This is a genomic window from Microbacterium sp. BG28 (assembly GCF_034044005.1).
Classification (GTDB): Bacteria; Actinomycetota; Actinomycetes; order Actinomycetales; family Microbacteriaceae; genus Microbacterium.
The window spans coordinates 375,748-391,861 of the sequence record NZ_JAXCHA010000001.1; the positions used below are offsets into that span (position 1 = coordinate 375,748).

Genomic DNA, 16,114 nt, shown 5'->3' on the forward strand with positions numbered 1-16,114 from the left:
GGCGGGGCGACCGAGGCCGTCTCAACCGAGCTCGTCGGCGGGCGGGATCGCGCGCGTGCGCGCGAGACGCCGGTACCAGAGCCCCGAGTCCTTGACGGTGCGCTCGAGGGTGTCGAAGTCGACCCGCACCACACCGAACCGCTTGGCGTAGCCGTAGCCCCACTCGAAGTTGTCCAGCAGCGACCACACGAAGTATCCGCGCAGGTCCACGCCCTGCTCGAACGCCCGATGCGCGGCGGTGAGGTGGCGCTGCAGGTAGTCGACGCGCTCGGCGTCGTGGACCGCGCCATCCGGTGCCACGTCGTCCGCGAAGGCGGCCCCGTTCTCCGTGATCATGAGCGGCTGCGCCGGGAACTCGTCGCGAAGCGCGAGCAGCAGCTCCTCCAGTCCTTCCGGCGCGATGTTCCAGCCCATCTCCGTGTACGGCCCCGGCTGCTCGACGAACTCGACGAGCTGGTCGCTGCCCGGCCAGGCCGTCCCGCCCGCGCTCGCCTTGTGCCCGTCGTTCTGCTGGCGCGGCGAAGAGCCGTCCCACAGGCGCACGGTCGCCGTCGAGTAGTAGTTGACGCCGAGCACGTCGATCGGCTGGTTGATCCGCTCCAGGTCGCCGTCCTGCACGAACGACCAGTCCGTGACGGATGCGGTGTCCTCCAGCAGATCGGCGGGGTATTCGCCCTTCAGCATGGGATGCGTGAAGGCACGGTTCGCGAGCGCGTCGATGCGGCGCACCGCCTCCCCCGACCGCTCGCCCACGCCGCGCAGGACATGGAAGTTGAGGGTGACGGAGTACTGCGGATCACCCGTCGAGGTCGCGCGCAGCGCCTGGACGGCGCGGCCGTGGGCGAGGTTCAGGTGGTGCACGGCAGCGAGCGCCGCGGCGGGCTCGTGACGGCCGGGGGCGTGACCGCCCTGGCCGTAGCCGAGGTACGCCGAGCACCACGGCTCGTTCAGTGTCGTCCAGGTGTGCACCCGGTCGCCGAGTGCTGCACCCATGACCTCGGCGTAGCGCTCGAAGGCATCGGCGGTCGCCCGCACGGGCCAGCCGCCCGCATCCTCCAGCGGCTGCGGCAGGTCCCAGTGGTAGAGGGTCGCCACCGGACGGATGCCGCGCTCGAGGAGCCCGTCGACCAGCCGCGAGTAGAAATCGATGCCGGCTCGGTTGACCTCGCCCGTGCCGGCGGGCATGATCCGCGGCCACGCGATCGAGAACCGGTAGGCGTCCAGGCCGAGCTCGGCCATCAGGTCGAGGTCGCTCTCCCAGCGGTGGTAGTGGTCGCACGCCACATCGCCGGTGTCGCCGTTCCACACCCGACCGGGTGTGTGGCTGAAGGTGTCCCAGATCGAGGGGCCGCGACCGTCTTCTGCGGCGGCCCCCTCCACCTGATACGAGGCCGTGGCCGACCCGAACGTGAATCCGGAAGGGAATACCAGGCCGCTGTCTCGGAAATCCGCGTTGCCCGCGCTCATCGGGTCACCTCCGCAAGGTCTGCGCGCAGCGTCTCGCTGCGTCCGTCGGGCGTGGTCACGAGCACCTCGGCGATGCCTTCTCCGCCGGGGAACACCCGCAGCGTCAGCCCCTCCAGGTAATCGTAGTCAGGCCGGTCGCTCCGGGCGCCCCAGGGCAGGACGGCACCCGGACGCACGTACAGCGGCAGGGAATCGACGCCGTGACGCTCGCGGCGCCACCCGCCCCCGGCGCTCTCCCCGGTCAGCAGATGGGTCCACTCGCCCTCCGGCAGATAGAACTCCACGTCGCCGTCCGCCGAGAACACCGGTGCGACGAGCAGGTCGCCGCCGAGCATGTACTGGCGATCGAGGTGGGCGCAGGTCGGGTCGTCGGGGAACTCCATCGCCATCGGGCGCAGCAGCGGCACGCCGTCGGATGCGGCCTCCACGCCGCGCTGGAACAGATACGGCATGAGCCGCATCTTCAGCTGGGTGAAGATGCGCGTGACCTCGACCGCCTCGTCATCGAAGTTCCACGGCACGCGGTAGGACTCCGAGCCGTGGAAGCGACTGTGGGAGCTCAGCAGGCCGAAGGCCGTCCAGCGCTTGAACACCTCGGGGTCGGGGGTGCCCTCGAACCCGCCGATGTCGTGACTCCAGTGGGCGAAGCCGCTCCACGCGAGCGAGAGACCGCCGCGGAGCGTCTCCGCCATCGACACGAACGTCGACGTGCTGTCGCCGCCCCAGTGCACCGGCATGGACTGCCCGCCGGTGGTCGCCGACCGCGCGAACAGCACCGCGTCGTCCGCGCCGCGCGCCTCGACGAGCACCTCATGCACGGCCGCGTTGTACAGGTGGGTGTAGAGGTTGTGCATCCGGTCGGGAGCGCTGCCGTCGGCGTAGACGACATCGAGCGGGATGCGCTCGCCGAAGTCGGTCTTGAAGCAGTCCACGCCCTGCGCGACGAGCGCACGCAGCTTGTCCTGGTACCACCGGGTCGCGTCGGGGTTCGTGAAGTCCACGAGCCCCATGCCGGCCTGCCAGAGGTCCCACTGCCAGACCGAGCCGTCCGCACGCCGCACGAGGAAGCCCTGTGCGGCCGCCTCGGCGAACAGCGGCGAGCGCTGGGCGATGTACGGGTTGATCCACACGCACACGCGGAGGTCGCGCTCGTGAAGTCGCCGCAGCATCCCGTCGGGATCCGGAAACACCCTCGGGTCCCACTCGAAGTCGGACCAGTTGAACTCGCGCATCCAGAAGCAGTCGAAGTGGAAGACCGACACAGGCAGCTCGCGCGCGGCCATCTCGTCGATGAACGATGTGACCGTCGCCTCGTCGTAGTCCGTCGTGAAGCTCGTGGAGAGCCACAGCCCATACGACCAGGCGGGCACGATCGGCGGACGCCCGGTGAGCGCGGTGTAGCGCGTCAGCACGTCCTTGGGGGTCGGGCCGTCGATCACGAAGTACTCGAGCACCTCGCCGGGCACGGAGAACTGCACCCGTTCGACCGTCTCGGACCCGATCTCGTAGGAGACGTGTCCGGGGTCGTTCACGAGCACGCCGTAGCCGCGGCTGGACACGTAGAACGGGACATTCTTGTAGGCCTGCTCACTGGAGGTGCCGCCGTCGGCGTTCCAGATCTCGACGCTCTGCCCGTTCTTGATGACGGGTCCGAAGCGCTCGCCGAGACCGTAGATGAACTCGCCAACGCCGAGGTCGAGCTGCTCGTGGACGAACGTGTGCGCGCGGACGCTGCTGCCGCCTGCCCTGGCGTTGTCGACGATCCCCGGATCGACCTGGGCGTCGCCGGCGAGGGTGATGTACCCCTGTGCCTTGTGCCCGCTGCCGGTGAGGCGCTTGTCGCCGGAGAAGAACTCCAGCGACCATGGTGCCCCCGCGGCGATGCGCGCGGTGAGGGATCCGGTGCGCAGGCGCGCACCTGCCGCATCCGCCTCGACCTCTGCGACGCCGGACGCGGCCGCGATGCCGAAGGAGAGCGGCGGGGTGCCGCCGTCGTGGTGGACGATGCGCACGCGCACCACCCCTTCGGCGGGCGAGGAGAGCGTGACCGTCAGCGTCGCACGGTTCAAGGTGTCTCCCCGGCGCTCGATGACCTTCGTCGGCGCCGTGATCACCAGGCCGGGGCCATCGAGCGTGTCGGTCTCCCAGATGTCGTACGCCTCCTGTGCGTACAGGGCCGTGACGCCGGGACGCAGCTGCCAGAAACCATCGGTGAACTTCATTACTTGACTGCTCCTGCGGTGATGCCGCGCGTGAGGGTGCGCTGGAAGATGAGGAAGAAGAGAAGGGTGGGGATGAGCCCCAGCAGGGCGGAGGCGCTGGTCGTCGTGACGTCCATGAGCCGATCGCCCTGCAGGACGCTGATCGCGACCGGCACGGTCTGGTTGGCGTTGGACACCAGGAACGTCAGCGGGATGAGGAACTCGTTCCACGTCCAGATGAAGAAGAAGATGACGAGCACCGAGAGCGTCGGACGACTGATCGGGAAGACGACGCGCCACAGGATCTGCCAGCGGCTGGCGCCGTCCATCGCCGCGGCCTCCAGGACCTCCTTGGGGAAGGTGCCGTAGACCGAGGCGAGCAGATACGTGCCGAAGGCCGCCTGGATCACCGTGAAGATGATGATCACCGACCACACGTTGTTGTAGAGCCCGACCGCCTTGGAGAGGTAGTAGAGCGGGTACAGCAGCGCCTCCTGGGGCAGGAGGTTCGCGAGCAGGAACAGCAGCACGATCCAGCTGCGCCCGCGCACCCGTCCGATGCCGATCGCGAACGCGTTCAGCACCGAGATGAGCACGGCCAGCAGCGCCACCATCCCCGAGATGAAGAACGAGTTCCACACCTTCTCGGGGAAGTTGACGCGCTCCCAGAACGCGGCGAGACCCGTGAAGTCGATCTGGCTGGGCAGTGCGAGGGGTCCCCCGTTCGAATAGTCGGCGGGCGACTTGAAGGAGTTCACGAGGATCAGATAGAACGGCGCGATCACGACGATCGCCCCGACGATGACGAAGGCGAGCATCAGCCAGTCGATGCCGCGCGGGCGGGTCATGCCCCCGCGACCGCGACGCGGCGTGCGCGGGGCGCGACGCCCTTCGTCCTTCGTGGTGGTCACAGCCATGGTGACGGCCATCAGCGACCCTCCCTTTCCTTGCGCTCCGCCGCGTTCTGCGCGCGGATGAAGAGCACGGCGACGATCGCGATGACGATGGTGAGTGCGGTGGCGATGGTCGCGCCGTACCCGACCTGCTGCGCCTGGAAGAACTCGCTGTAGGCGTAGTACGCGGGCACGATCGTCGACGTCCCGGGGCCTCCACGGGTCAGCACGTAGACCGGGCCGAAGACTTTGAGGGCCGCGATCGTGCAGGTGAGGGTGACGACGAAGATCTCCGGGCGGATGATGCTCATGGTGATCGAGCGGAAGCGCTGGAACCAGTTCGCGCCGTCGAGCTCGGCGGCTTCGTAGAGCTCGGGATCGACACGCTGCAGGGCCGCCATGAAGACGACGATCGGATAACCGAGCTGCACCCAGACGAGCACGACCATGATCGCGCCGAGGGCCGTGTCGGGACTGCCGAGCCAGTTGTGTGCGAGCGATCCGAGACCGATGCTCTCGAGGATCGTGTTGAGGGCGCCGTCGTCGGGACGCAGCACCCAGCCGATGACGATACCGGCGATGGCCGCAGGGAGGATCTGCGGAAGGTAGTAGGTCGCGCGCAGGAAGCTGGCGAGACGCCCGCCGTACTTGCGGCCGACGACGTCGAACAGGAGTGCGGCGATGATGAGGCCCAGCACCGTGGGCAGGATCACCATGGCGACGATCATCCAGATGCTGTTGCCGAACGACGTCCAGAACTTGGTGTCGCCGAACAGGCGCACCCAGTTCTCGACTCCGATCCACTCCGGCGGCTTGATGCCGCGCCAGCTCGTGAAGGAGAGGTAAATGTTCCAGACGAGCGGGATCAGGATCACGACGCTCAGCAGGATCAGGCCGGGGATCAGGTAGAGCCAGTAGCCGGCGGATCCGCGCCCGCGCTGCGGGATCAGCGGCTCCTCGGGCAGGGGCTTGGCGCGCCGCGTTCTGGGCGGCCGCACGAACGGGACGGCGGACATGACCGTCTCCTCACTTGGTCGAAGGGATGGGGGTGGCGGAGGGGCGGGCGCCCCCCCGCCACCGGAGGTCAGCCGCGCAGGCTCGAGACGTACGACTCGTACTCGTCACCGAGTCCGGTCTGCACCTGCTCGGGCGTCGAGCTGCCGTTGGCGAGGTTCTGCAGCTGGGCGACGAGCGTGTCGTAGAACGTCGGCGTGGGCCAGTCCGGGTAGAACGAGAGGCCGTCGGAGTCGAGGATCGAGTTGAACGCGGTGATGAGCTCCTTGCTCTTCTCATCCGTGATGTCGGACTCGTTCGCCGCCACCGGAACGCCGCCGTTGTTGCCGATGATCGCCTGGATCTCGGGCCGCAGCGTGATGTCGATGAACTTGTAGGCCAGATCCTTGTTCTTCGCGTTCTCCGGAACGACCCACAGGTTGCCCGAGGAGCCGAGGCTCAGCTTGCTGCCGGGGAAGTTGAAGATGCCCCAGTCGTACCCGCTGATCTCCTCGGTGAAGCGGCCGTACCACCAGCTGCCCGACACGAAGATCGGGTAGTTGCCGGCGATGAATGCGGTGCCCGCATCCTCCGCCTTCATGCCCGCCACGTCCGGCGAGATGTAGCCGGCGTCGACGTACTCCTTGAGGGTGTCGGTCGCGTAGGTGATGGGCTCGTCGTTCCAGTCAACCGGGTTCTTGTAGAGCTGGTAGTCGTCGACCCACGAGCGGTCGGCCTTGCTCAGCGCCAGCTGGTACCAGAGCTGCCCGAGCGGGTACTCCGCGCCCGCCTCGGCGAGCGGTGTGATGCCCTTGGCGACGAACGCATCGAGCACCTTCACGAACTCGTCGTAGGTCGTCGGCACTTCGAGGCCCGCATCCGCGAAGGCCTTCTTGTTGTAGTAGACCGTGACGAACTCGCCGTAGTTCGGGATGCCGTACCAGGCGTCGCCGCCCATGACGCCGTCCTCGCTGTAACGGGCCGTGGTCTGCAGCGACGGGGCGAGCTTGTCGGCCCAGCCGTTCTCCTCGACCGCCGACGTGATATCGGTGAGCAGACCCTGGCTGGCAAGGAGACCGGCGGTCGCGTTGCCCTTGTTGTACTCCATGATGTCCGGCGCCTCGTCCGAGTTCAGCACCTGGCTGGCGGTGGAGCGGATCTGCTCGAAGCCCTTGGCCTCGAAGTCGACCTTGGCGCCGGTCTCGTCTTCGAAGACCTTGATCGCCTCGTCCCAGGCCTTGCCCATGGCACTGTCTTCACCCTCGTAGTGCCAGAGCGTGAGGGTGTTGGAGTCCTCCGGGCTGCCGCCGCCGCCCGAGCAGGCGCTGAGGGCGAGGGCAGCCACGGCGACGCCGCCGAGCAGGATGAGGGAGCGGTGTGTGGTGCGTGATGTGATGCGTGCCATCTTCGGCACTCCTTTCATGGTGACCGTCGGTGGTCAGGTGTTGCGGGACGGGCGAAGCGACCTATCGAAGCGCTTCGATAACGCACAGGAGAAGGGACGGAGAGAGGTGGGTCATCTCGACGGGGCGGCGACGGATCCGACGTCGAGGTAGTGAGGGGCAATGAGGTGCACGCCCGGTTCCGGAGCGGATCCGGACAGGGCGGCGACGGCGAGCTCGACGGCGAGCTCGCAGCTTTCGGCGGGAACGAGAGGGATGGAATCGAGCGGCGTGCTGAGGGCGGCGGTGTCGAACGAGGAGCCCACGGAGACGATCGAGATGTCCCCGGGAACGCTCAGTCCCGCATCCGCGAGCGCGTCGAGCACGCCCTGGTGGACGTCCTCCGCGCAGTGCAGCACGATCGCACTCACACCCTCGGCCAGCAGGCCCCGCACCGCGTCGCGGATCGTCGCGGTCGTCGGACGCGACTGCCCGGCGTAGCGGAAGGCGGTCGTGACCCCGCGGCGTTCGGCCGCTCGCTCGAAGCCTGCGCGCACGCGCGGCGGGAAGTTCGAGCGTTCGTAGGAGATCTCGGGGTGGCCGAGCATGCCGATCGAGCGATGGCCCGCATCGATCAGCCGATCGGCCGCGAGAGCGGCGGCGCGTTCGAAGTCGAGGTCCACGCACACAAGCGATTCCCGATCGTTCGGCACCCCGATGAAGATGCTGGGAAGGGCGATCTCGCGAGACAGCGCCACGCGGGCGTCGTCGGGCGCGACGTCGAGCACCAGGATCGCATCGACCAAGCCGCTGGCGGCCACCCGCCGCATCCCGGCCTGCGCGTCCTCGTCGGTCAGGAGCAGGATGTCGTAGTCGTTGCGCCGTGCCGCGACAGCCGTGGCCAGCACGAACGCCATGTGCGTCGGGGCGTGGGTGTCGATGCGCAGCGGTTCGGTGAGCGCGAAGATCTGCGTCCTGCGCCCCGCAAGCATGCGCGCGCCGGCGTTCGGGCTGTAGCCGAGCTCGGCGACGGCCTTCTCGATGCGACGGCGGGTGTCCACGGCAACGGGTCGTTTGCCGCTGAGCGCGTAGGAGACGGTCGAGATCGACACACCGGCGGCCTGCGCCACCTCGTTGATCGTGACCATCTCATCCTCTTCGCCGGGTTGGTCGAAGCGCTTCGACGCTGCTTCGTCCAGGACTGTAGAACACGATCGGATGCCAGCGCAACATGTTTCGCGGAGAAAACAACAAAATCGCGGCCACGGCCCGTTTGACGCAGACACGCCCGACACGTCATAATCGGCCACATGACTGACAATGCACGTTCTCTGTCCGCCTGGGAGGCGAACGGGACTGCCGGCTCCATGATGGCCGGCCGCATTGTCATGTGTTGTCGAATGTGCCGCTGACTCGGTCACCCCGTCCGACGTCGCCGCGTATCTGAAACGCCGCGCGTCCTCTGCATCCGCTCCGTGATGCTGCGCACCCGGCCCTGACCCTGGGCCGCGACTGACAACACGCGAATCGGGCACGAGTCCCGGTTCCCCTTCCGGCAAGGAATCCGCACATGTCCACTCCCGTTGCTCTCGACGACCGCTCCATCGCCCGCCCCGCCCTGCGTCTGGTCACCGACGCTCCCGCAGCGACCGCTCCGGCGTCTGCCGCCGCCGAGCGGAGTCTTCCCGCGGGCACCGCGCCGCGCGGCTTCGCGCTCTACGTCGGCTTCGACGAGGCAAAGGCCGCCGCCTCCGGCGTCTCCCTCGGCACGATCGTCGAAGCGCTCCGCCGCACGCTGCACGATCTCGCTCCCGCCGCAGAGACCTATGCGACCGTCGCTCTCGCCCCCATCGGCGCCGGTGGCCGCGACGTCGACGTCGTGCGCCTGGCGTTGCACGAGCCCTCCGCCGTCGCACGCACGAAGCCCGAGATCGACGTCGAGGAGCGCGCCGAGGCCGGCGTCGTCGTCGACATCTCGCGCAAGCGCGTCCTGATCGACGGCGAGTCCGCCGCCTTCACCTTCAAGGAGTTCGAGCTGCTGCAGTACCTCGTACTGCGTGAGGGCCGCACGATCGAGCGCGCCGAGCTGGTCGGCTCCCTCTGGCAGCAGGGCGACGCGGACGCTCCGGGCGAGCGCACGATCGACGTGCACGTGCGTCGCCTGCGGGCCAAGCTCGGGCGCTTCGAGGACATCGTGCGCACGGTGCGCGGAGTCGGCTACCGCTTCGACCGGCACGCCGACGTCGCCATCCGATACGGCCACGGCACGCCTTCCCCCGACCGGTTCTGAGCCGGTCGGTCCGCTGTCGGCGGGCCGACGTAGGGTGTGCACATGGATGCGGGCACGTCGATGATCGGGCGCCGCCCGCCTCGTTCCGCCGCACCCGAGCACGCGCAATTTCGCGAGAGCGTCTACCGACCTCGCGGCGAGCTGGATCTGCAGCGCACCGTCGTGTTCCAACGGCGCGGGGCGCACGACCCCACCCTCGTCGTGGACGGCCACGTCATCTGGCGCGCGAGCCGAACTCCCGAGGGCATCGCCACCCTCGCCCTCCGCGCGAGCGGCATCGGGATCCGCCTGGCGGCCTGGGGCCCCGGCGCCGGCTGGGCGCTCGACCAGGCACCCGCTCTGTGCGGCGCGGAGGACGACCGCGGCGACTTCGACGCATCCCGGCATCCGCTCATCGCGTCGGCGCACCATCGCCATCCCGGGCTGCGCCTGAGCCGAACCGATCTCGTCTTCGACGCCCTCGCGAGCGCGATCTTCGAGCAGAAGGTCACGGGCCTGCAGGCGTTCGGAGCCTGGCGCCGGATCGTCACCTGGTTCGGCGAGCGCGCGCCCGGCCCCACCCCGCGCCCGATGTTCGTGCCCCCCACCGTCGACCAATGGCGACGCATCCCCTCCTGGGCGTGGCACCGCGCAGGACTCGAGCCGCCGCAGTCGCGCGCCGTGGTCAAGGCTGCTGCACACGGCGACAGCCTCGTGCGTGCACTGGCGGAGGCCTCGGACAACGTCCGTCGAGATCGCATCCTGACGAGCCTTCCCGGCATCGGTCCGTGGACCTCGGCCGAGACCCGCATTCGCGCCTGGGGCGATGCGGACGCGGTGAGCGTCGGCGACTACCACCTCGCGCACGAGGTGGGGCACGCGCTTACGGGCCACCGTGTCGACGACGATGTCATGCTGGAGCTGCTCGCCCCGTGGGCGGGGCAGCGTCAGCGGGTGATCCGGCTGCTGGCGGCCAGCGGCGTGCACGAGCAGCGTCGCGGCGCGCGCCTCGCTCCCGAGGATCACCGAACGCGCTGAGTCGCGCACGCCCTACGCTGGGCGCATGACGAACTCGAGAACGGGCTGGCCGCGCGGTCGCACCATGTGGATCCTCGGCACGCTGGCGCTGTTCGCGGCGGGTGTCGTGGTCGGCATCGCCCTGGGCTCGGTCTGGATCGGCCTGCTCCTCGCTCTGATCGTGTCCATCGGATGGCTCATCGCCTACGAGTCGTGGCGGGGTCGCAACGTCGGCATCTACGACAGAGACGACGACGGCGCCCAGCTCTGAGCGCGCTGACTGCTTAGCGGGACAACGATCGTCGTAGATCTATGGCGTCATTGACGATCACGAAGCCTCGGTGCTGACGCGACGTAAGCGGGACGACCGGAGGAGTAGGTTCTCATCATGGTTTCTCAGTCTCTCCAGCGGTGGACGACTGAACGCGCCGCGGCCATGGACCGGATGGAGAGAGTACACACCGCGGTGACCGGCGGCCTGAGGGGCCGGCCCCGTGACGTCACGGAGCTTAATCACGCGCTTTTCTTGCGCCTCGCGGCGGAAGTCCAAGGGTACTGCCGAGACCTCCACGATGAGTCCATCGCAGCGATGCTCACGCCACAGCTTGTTCCCAACCAGACTCTTCGGGACACCTTCAGGCATGCGCTTGAGGATGGCCGCAAGTTGGGCACGGGGAACGCGGGGCCCGGCAACCTCGGTAGCGACTGGACAAGACTGTCTATGCAGCTGTGGCCCGACCTCAATACCACCTATCCGTCTCCCACGGATGGCGCCGCGGATTGGAACCGACGACTTGAGTGGCTGAACAACGCTCGCAATGGCATCGCCCACAACGACGTCGCCAAAGTCGCTGCTGCTCACTCAGCACATCCACTTACGCTCAATACCTTCCGCGTCATGCGGCGACGCTTCACCAAATTCGCGTATGGGATAGACAGTGTTACGCGCGCATACTTGAATGCAGCTACCGGCACCGCGCCGTGGTGATGAGGAGGGGATATGCCATCGCAAAACGGCCGCACCCGTCCGCACGCGAGCGAGCCACTCAGTCCGAAGACCGGCACTCCGGTGCGCGTACGATTCGGCAACCGGGACTCGACGGGCACGATCGTGGGGCGAACGATCACTGGCAGGTACAACGTCAAAATTGACATTGTCGGAGCCGATGAACCGGTAACGGCGAGCTACTCGCGTGAAGAGTTGCGCCTAGCCAACTGACTTCGGGATGTGGTGCGCACTTGACTGCCCAGCTCCGCGCCCGGGTCGAATCGCGCGCCACCCCTGGAGGGCGCGCACAGCGCGCTCCTAGGATGGGGCGCGTGACCACCACAGATCCCGCCCTGCCACCGATCGATCCCCCCGCCGCATCCGGACCTGCTCTGCAGCTTCGCGGCCTGACCAAGCGCTTCGGCGACAAGGTGGCCGTCGCGGGCATCGATCTCGATGTGCCGACCGGCTCGTTCTACGGGCTCGTCGGCCCCAACGGAGCGGGAAAGACGACGACGCTGTCGATGGCCACGGGCCTGCTGCGCCCCGATGCCGGAACCGCTGTCCTGCACGGGGTCGACGTGTGGCGCGACCCGGTCGCCGCGAAGGCGATGATCGGCAACCTCGCCGACGGCGTGCGCCTGTTCGACCGACTCACCGGTGAGCAGCTCATCACCTACACGGGGATGATGTTCGGCCTGGCGCGCGACGAGGTGGCCGCTCGCACCGCCGACCTGCTGACCCTCATGGATCTCACAGAAGCCGCCGGCACCGCCGTCGTCGACTACTCCGCCGGCATGACGAAGAAGGTCGCGCTCGCGTGCGCCCTCGTGCACGCGCCCCGCATCCTGGTGCTCGATGAGCCGTTCGAGTCGGTGGATCCGGTCTCGGCGGCGAACATCGAGGACGTGCTGCGCAGCTACGCCGGCAGCGGCGGCACGGTCATCGTCTCGAGTCACTCGATGGATCTCGTGCAGCGTATGTGCGACCACGTCGCGGTCATCGCGAGCGGACGCGTCCTGGCGGCGGGCACGATCGACGAGGTCCGGGCCGGCCAGAGCCTGCAGGATCGCTTCGTCGACCTCGTCGGCGGCCGTCACCACTCGGAGGGACCGCAGTGGTTGCGACTCTCCTGAAGCTGCGCTTCCGCGTCCTCGGCAACACCCTCGCCGCCAACCCGTGGCAGCTCGTCGGGTTCATCCTCGGCGGTCTCTGGGCCGTCGGGCTCCTGATCGGCGTGTGGATCGGACTGTTCGCGGCGGGCTTCGCCGGCCTCGATGTGGTGACGATGGTCGTGACCGCGGGCGGCGGAATCCTCGTGCTCGGCTGGGCGCTCGGGCCGTTGTTCGTCGCCGGCGTCGACACGACGCTCGATCCCGTCAAGCTCGCCCCGTTCCCCCTGACGACGAACAAGATGATGGTCGCCCTCACGGCCGCCGGGCTCACCGGCATCCCCGGCATCGCCTCGATCGCGGGCGCTCTCGGCCTCTTCCTCGCGCTGTGGCGCTGGCCGATCGCTCTCGTCGCCGCTCTCGTATGCATTCCGCTCGGCATCCTCACGTGCGTCGTCGTGTCGCGGCTCATCGCCGCGCTCAGTAGCAGCGCGGGCGGGAACCGCCGCACTCGAGAGCTCCTCGGCGGTCTCGCGTTCCTCGTGATCATGCTCGCCGGCCCCATCACGATCGGCATCATGAACCTGCTCGATGCGGGGGTCAGCGCCGCGGGCAGTTCCACCGACCGCATCGGTGGCATCATCTCCGCGGCCTCATGGACACCGATCGCCGCCGCGTGGGCGGTGCCGGCGACGCTCGCCTCGGGCGACATCCTCGGCGGCATCCTGAAGCTGTTGATCGGGGCAGCGACCCTGGTCCTCCTCTGGTGGCTGTGGCGACGTTCGCTGGCCGCGGCCCTGGTCTCGCCGCCGCGTGCTCGCACCGCCACGGTGAAGGCGGGCAAGATCGGCTGGTTCGGCCGTATGCCCACCGGCGGCACGGGCGCGACGTGGGCGCGTGCGCTGACGTACTGGCTGCACGACCCGCGTTACCTTCGTCAGCTCCTGGTGGTACCGGTGTTCCCGGTGCTCATGCTGTTCTACTCGGGCGGCGACCTGCGCAGTCCGATGTTCGCCTACTCCGCCGTGCTCGTCGCGTTCGTCCTGAGTGTCGTCTCCTACGCGGATGTGTCCTACGACGGCACCGCCTTCGCGACCGTGCTCGCCACCGGCGTGCGCGGTCGGCAGGACCGCGCGGGGCGTCTGCTCGCCGCCGCGGCGCTCGGGGTGCCGGTCACCATTGCGATCGCCGTCATCACGGTCGGGCTGTCCACGGAGTGGTCGTTGCTGGTTCCGGTGCTCGGCGCGAGTCTCGGTCTGCTGCTGACCGGATACGGTGTGTGCGCGATCAGCTCGGCATCGATCGTCCAGCCCGTCCCCGCTCCCGGTGACAGCCCGTTCAAGCGGGTGCCGGGAGCGAGCGTGGTGACGGCGCTGCTGATGTTCCTGATCTGGATCGGGATCGCGATCCTGTCGTTGCCCTCCCTCATCCCCGCGATCCTCGCCGGCGTGACGGGCGACGCGATGTGGGGATTCGTGGCGCTCGCGGCGGGCCTCGTTCTCGGCGTCGTGTTCGCGATCATCGGGGTGCTGGTGGGCGGCCGCGTCTTCGATCGCAATGCGCCCGCCCTCCTCGCGCAGTTGCAGAGCTTCAAGGGCGCCTGACCGCGCCGAGCATGAGGGTCCCGGAGCGCACGCTCCCGGGGCCCTCATTGCGTGGTGGTGTCAGGCGGGAAAGAGCTCCTCGAGCACGCGGATGACGCCGTGCTCCAGGTGCGAGGGCGCACGCAGCCGGGCGCGGGCGGCCACATCCGGGTGCGCATTCGCCATGGCGTACGAGTGGTAGGCCGCATCCATCATCTCGAGATCGTTCAGATAGTCACCGAAGACGGCGGTCTGCTCGGGTGAGACGTCCAGCACCTCCTGCAGGCGCTCGAGCGCGACGCCCTTGTTGATGCCACGGTTCATGACATCGACCCAGTGCGCGCCGGAGACGACGACCTGGTGGGTGCGGGCGATCTCGGACAGCGCCGGGCCCGCACCCTTCTCCGCGTCACCGAAGTCGTAGACGGCGATCTTGAGGATGTCGTCGTCGACCTCCCGAAGATCGGGCACATGCTCGAGCAGGGCGTAGTACTTCGCCGCCTCCGCGCGGAACGCGTGATCGTCGCGCTCGATGCACGCCGAACGCTTGCCGCAGAGCACGACGCCGACATCGTGGCTCATCCCCCGCACTCGACCGAGGACGTCGGCGACGAGAGCGTGGTCGAGGGTGTCGGAGGCCAGCTCCTCGCCGTCGCGCACGACGTACGCGCCGTTCTCGGCGATGAAGACCATCCCCTCGGCGTGATCTTCGAACTCGCGCCGCAGAGTCGCGTACTGGCGGCCGCTGGCCGGCGCGAAGAGGGCTCCGACGCGCCGCATCCGCTCCAGGATCGGCCACAGCCCGTCCGGGACGCGGCCGTCGCCGTCGAGGAGCGTGCCGTCCATGTCGACGGCGACCAGGCGGATGTCGGATGTGGGCTCACTCATCCCTCCATCCTCCCCGATCCGCTAGACACGAGGTCGCGACCGATTTGGAACCGATCCGACCCCTGCGGACAGTAAGGAGTATGGATTCTCTCGCGACCGACTCCGAAGACTGGAGTCGAGCCCGTGCCGGCGACAGGAACGCCTTCGCCCTTCTCGTGGACAGGCACGAGGATCGCCTCTTCCGGCGAGCAGTGCGCGTTCTGACCACGCGGGAAGACGCGAAGGATGCGGTCGCGATCGCGTTCTTCGAGCTCTGGCGGCATCGGGCCGCAGTACGGCTGGTCGACGGTTCACCGCTGCCGTGGCTGCTGACGACGGTCGTCCACGCAGCCCGGAACCTCGAGAGATCCACGCGACGATATCGCGTCGCGCTCAGCGGGATACGCCCGGAGAACGTGCCGGCGCCGCGTACGCCCGACGAGTCGGGGGTGCTTGCGGCACTGCGACGACTCAGCCGGCGCGAGCAGGAGGTATTGGTGCTCGTCGTACTCGAGGAATACAGCGAGGCGGAGACCGCCGTGGCCCTCGGCATTCCCGCAGGGACCGTGAAGTCCAGGCTCGCCCGAGCGAAAGCGCGACTGCGAACCGACATGGAAGGGCTGGTGTGACATGGCAGAGAACCTGACACCTCGCGAACACGGTGATCTCGTCACGGGTGTGATGGGAGGCATCGAGCGGATCGAGCACGCCCGCCGCACGCGCCGCCGTGCGTTCGCCGTCGTGACCGCCACCGCGGCCGTCGCCGTCGTCGTCTCGATCAGCGCCGCCGTATGGCTTGCTCCCCTCCCGCAGCAGGCGACCCCGCCGACGCCGACGATATCGGCCACCCCGACGCCCACACGGACCGCGACGCCCACGCCCACGCAAACGCCCACACCCGATCCCATGGCGACACCACCCGTCTCGGCGTCGCCCGCGGGCTGGGTGCTGAGGCCAGATGGTCTCGGTCCCGTGGAGCTCGGGATGCCGCTCGAACAGGCCGCGGCGGAGGTCGGCGGGATGACACTCGCGTGCGCAGGGGCGTACTACGGGTTCGACAGCTCGCTGTGGATCGCCGGCTGGCAGACCGATGTCGTGAACTCGGTGGAGTGGTACGCCCGCGACGGCGGCACCGTCGGCCCGCGCACGGCCGAGGGCATCGGAATCGGCTCGACGATCGATGAGGTGAGAGCCGCGTACCCTGACGGCGTCGACGTGAATCGCCAACGGCCTAACATCCAGGCCGGCAAGCTGTTCTTCCAGCTCAACACCGACTCCGGCTTGGTCGATGGCGTCGGCGTGACGAACACCGACGTCCCCTGGGAGTACTGCGGATGAACCG

The 16,114-nt window shown here is 68.5% G+C and carries 15 protein-coding genes; 8 read left to right on the forward strand and 7 right to left on the reverse strand.

The genetic code is table 11. The annotated features are described in order from the left end of the window. Positions 1–21: 21 nt before the first annotated feature. The 6 genes from SK224_RS01900 to SK224_RS01925 form a co-directional block, all read right to left on the reverse strand. Entirely contained in the window at positions 22–1,467 is a 1,446-nt protein-coding gene (locus tag SK224_RS01900; RefSeq protein ID WP_320433142.1) for a GH1 family beta-glucosidase, read from the reverse strand. After that, on the reverse strand, positions 1,464–3,689 hold the full coding sequence (gene yicI, locus SK224_RS01905; RefSeq protein WP_320433143.1) for an alpha-xylosidase: 2,226 nt from the start codon (positions 3,687–3,689) through the stop codon (positions 1,464–1,466). Before yicI ends, SK224_RS01900 begins: the two co-directional genes overlap by 4 nt. Continuing rightward, positions 3,689–4,597: a carbohydrate ABC transporter permease gene (locus tag SK224_RS01910; protein WP_413816750.1), complete on the reverse strand. Its 909-nt coding sequence runs from the start codon at positions 4,595–4,597 to the stop codon at positions 3,689–3,691. The genes yicI and SK224_RS01910 overlap by 1 nt, the downstream gene beginning before the upstream one ends. Next, positions 4,597–5,577, reverse strand: coding sequence for a sugar ABC transporter permease (locus SK224_RS01915; RefSeq protein WP_320433144.1), 981 nt, complete (start codon positions 5,575–5,577; stop codon positions 4,597–4,599). Before SK224_RS01915 ends, SK224_RS01910 begins: the two co-directional genes overlap by 1 nt. 68 nt (positions 5,578–5,645) lie before the next feature. Further along, positions 5,646–6,959 (reverse strand): ABC transporter substrate-binding protein, encoded by a 1,314-nt coding sequence (locus SK224_RS01920; RefSeq protein WP_320433145.1) that lies wholly within the window; start codon positions 6,957–6,959, stop codon positions 5,646–5,648. A 111-nt stretch (positions 6,960–7,070) separates the two neighbouring features. Beyond that, entirely contained in the window at positions 7,071–8,084 is a 1,014-nt protein-coding gene (locus SK224_RS01925; protein WP_320433146.1) for a LacI family DNA-binding transcriptional regulator, read from the reverse strand. 422 nt (positions 8,085–8,506) lie between these two features. Between SK224_RS01925 and SK224_RS01930 the strand changes: the two genes are divergently transcribed. The 6 genes from SK224_RS01930 to SK224_RS01955 all read left to right on the forward strand — a co-directional run bounded on the left by SK224_RS01930 (position 8,507) and on the right by SK224_RS01955 (position 13,926). Further along, on the forward strand, positions 8,507–9,226 hold the full coding sequence (locus tag SK224_RS01930) for a winged helix-turn-helix domain-containing protein (RefSeq protein WP_320433147.1): 720 nt from the start codon (positions 8,507–8,509) through the stop codon (positions 9,224–9,226). Between the two features lie 60 nt (positions 9,227–9,286). Then, the gene (locus SK224_RS01935) at positions 9,287–10,243 is read left to right on the forward strand and encodes a DNA-3-methyladenine glycosylase 2 family protein (protein ID WP_320433784.1); all 957 of its coding nucleotides are present in this window, start codon (positions 9,287–9,289) and stop codon (positions 10,241–10,243) included. 25 nt (positions 10,244–10,268) lie between these two features. Next, the gene (locus SK224_RS01940; RefSeq protein ID WP_307322803.1) at positions 10,269–10,493 is read left to right on the forward strand and encodes a hypothetical protein; all 225 of its coding nucleotides are present in this window, start codon (positions 10,269–10,271) and stop codon (positions 10,491–10,493) included. A 117-nt stretch (positions 10,494–10,610) separates the two neighbouring features. Beyond that, positions 10,611–11,210: a hypothetical protein gene (locus SK224_RS01945; protein ID WP_137417962.1), complete on the forward strand. Its 600-nt coding sequence runs from the start codon at positions 10,611–10,613 to the stop codon at positions 11,208–11,210. Positions 11,211–11,533: 323 nt separating this feature from the next. Then, positions 11,534–12,346, forward strand: a complete 813-nt coding sequence (locus SK224_RS01950) for an ABC transporter ATP-binding protein (RefSeq protein WP_137417963.1) — start codon at positions 11,534–11,536, stop codon at positions 12,344–12,346. Further along, entirely contained in the window at positions 12,328–13,926 is a 1,599-nt protein-coding gene (locus tag SK224_RS01955; protein WP_320433148.1) for a hypothetical protein, read from the forward strand. The genes SK224_RS01950 and SK224_RS01955 overlap by 19 nt, the downstream gene beginning before the upstream one ends. A 60-nt stretch (positions 13,927–13,986) precedes the next feature. Here the strand turns inward: SK224_RS01955 and SK224_RS01960 are convergent, their stop codons facing one another. Beyond that, positions 13,987–14,793, reverse strand: coding sequence for a Cof-type HAD-IIB family hydrolase (locus SK224_RS01960; protein WP_320433149.1), 807 nt, complete (start codon positions 14,791–14,793; stop codon positions 13,987–13,989). Positions 14,794–14,873: 80 nt separating this feature from the next. Between SK224_RS01960 and SK224_RS01965 the strand changes: the two genes are divergently transcribed. Together SK224_RS01965 and SK224_RS01970 are read left to right on the forward strand one after the other, a co-directional pair. After that, entirely contained in the window at positions 14,874–15,401 is a 528-nt protein-coding gene (locus SK224_RS01965; protein ID WP_320433150.1) for an RNA polymerase sigma factor, read from the forward strand. A 1-nt stretch (position 15,402) separates the two neighbouring features. Further along, positions 15,403–16,110 (forward strand): hypothetical protein, encoded by a 708-nt coding sequence (locus SK224_RS01970; RefSeq protein ID WP_320433151.1) that lies wholly within the window; start codon positions 15,403–15,405, stop codon positions 16,108–16,110. Positions 16,111–16,114: the final 4 nt, after the last annotated feature.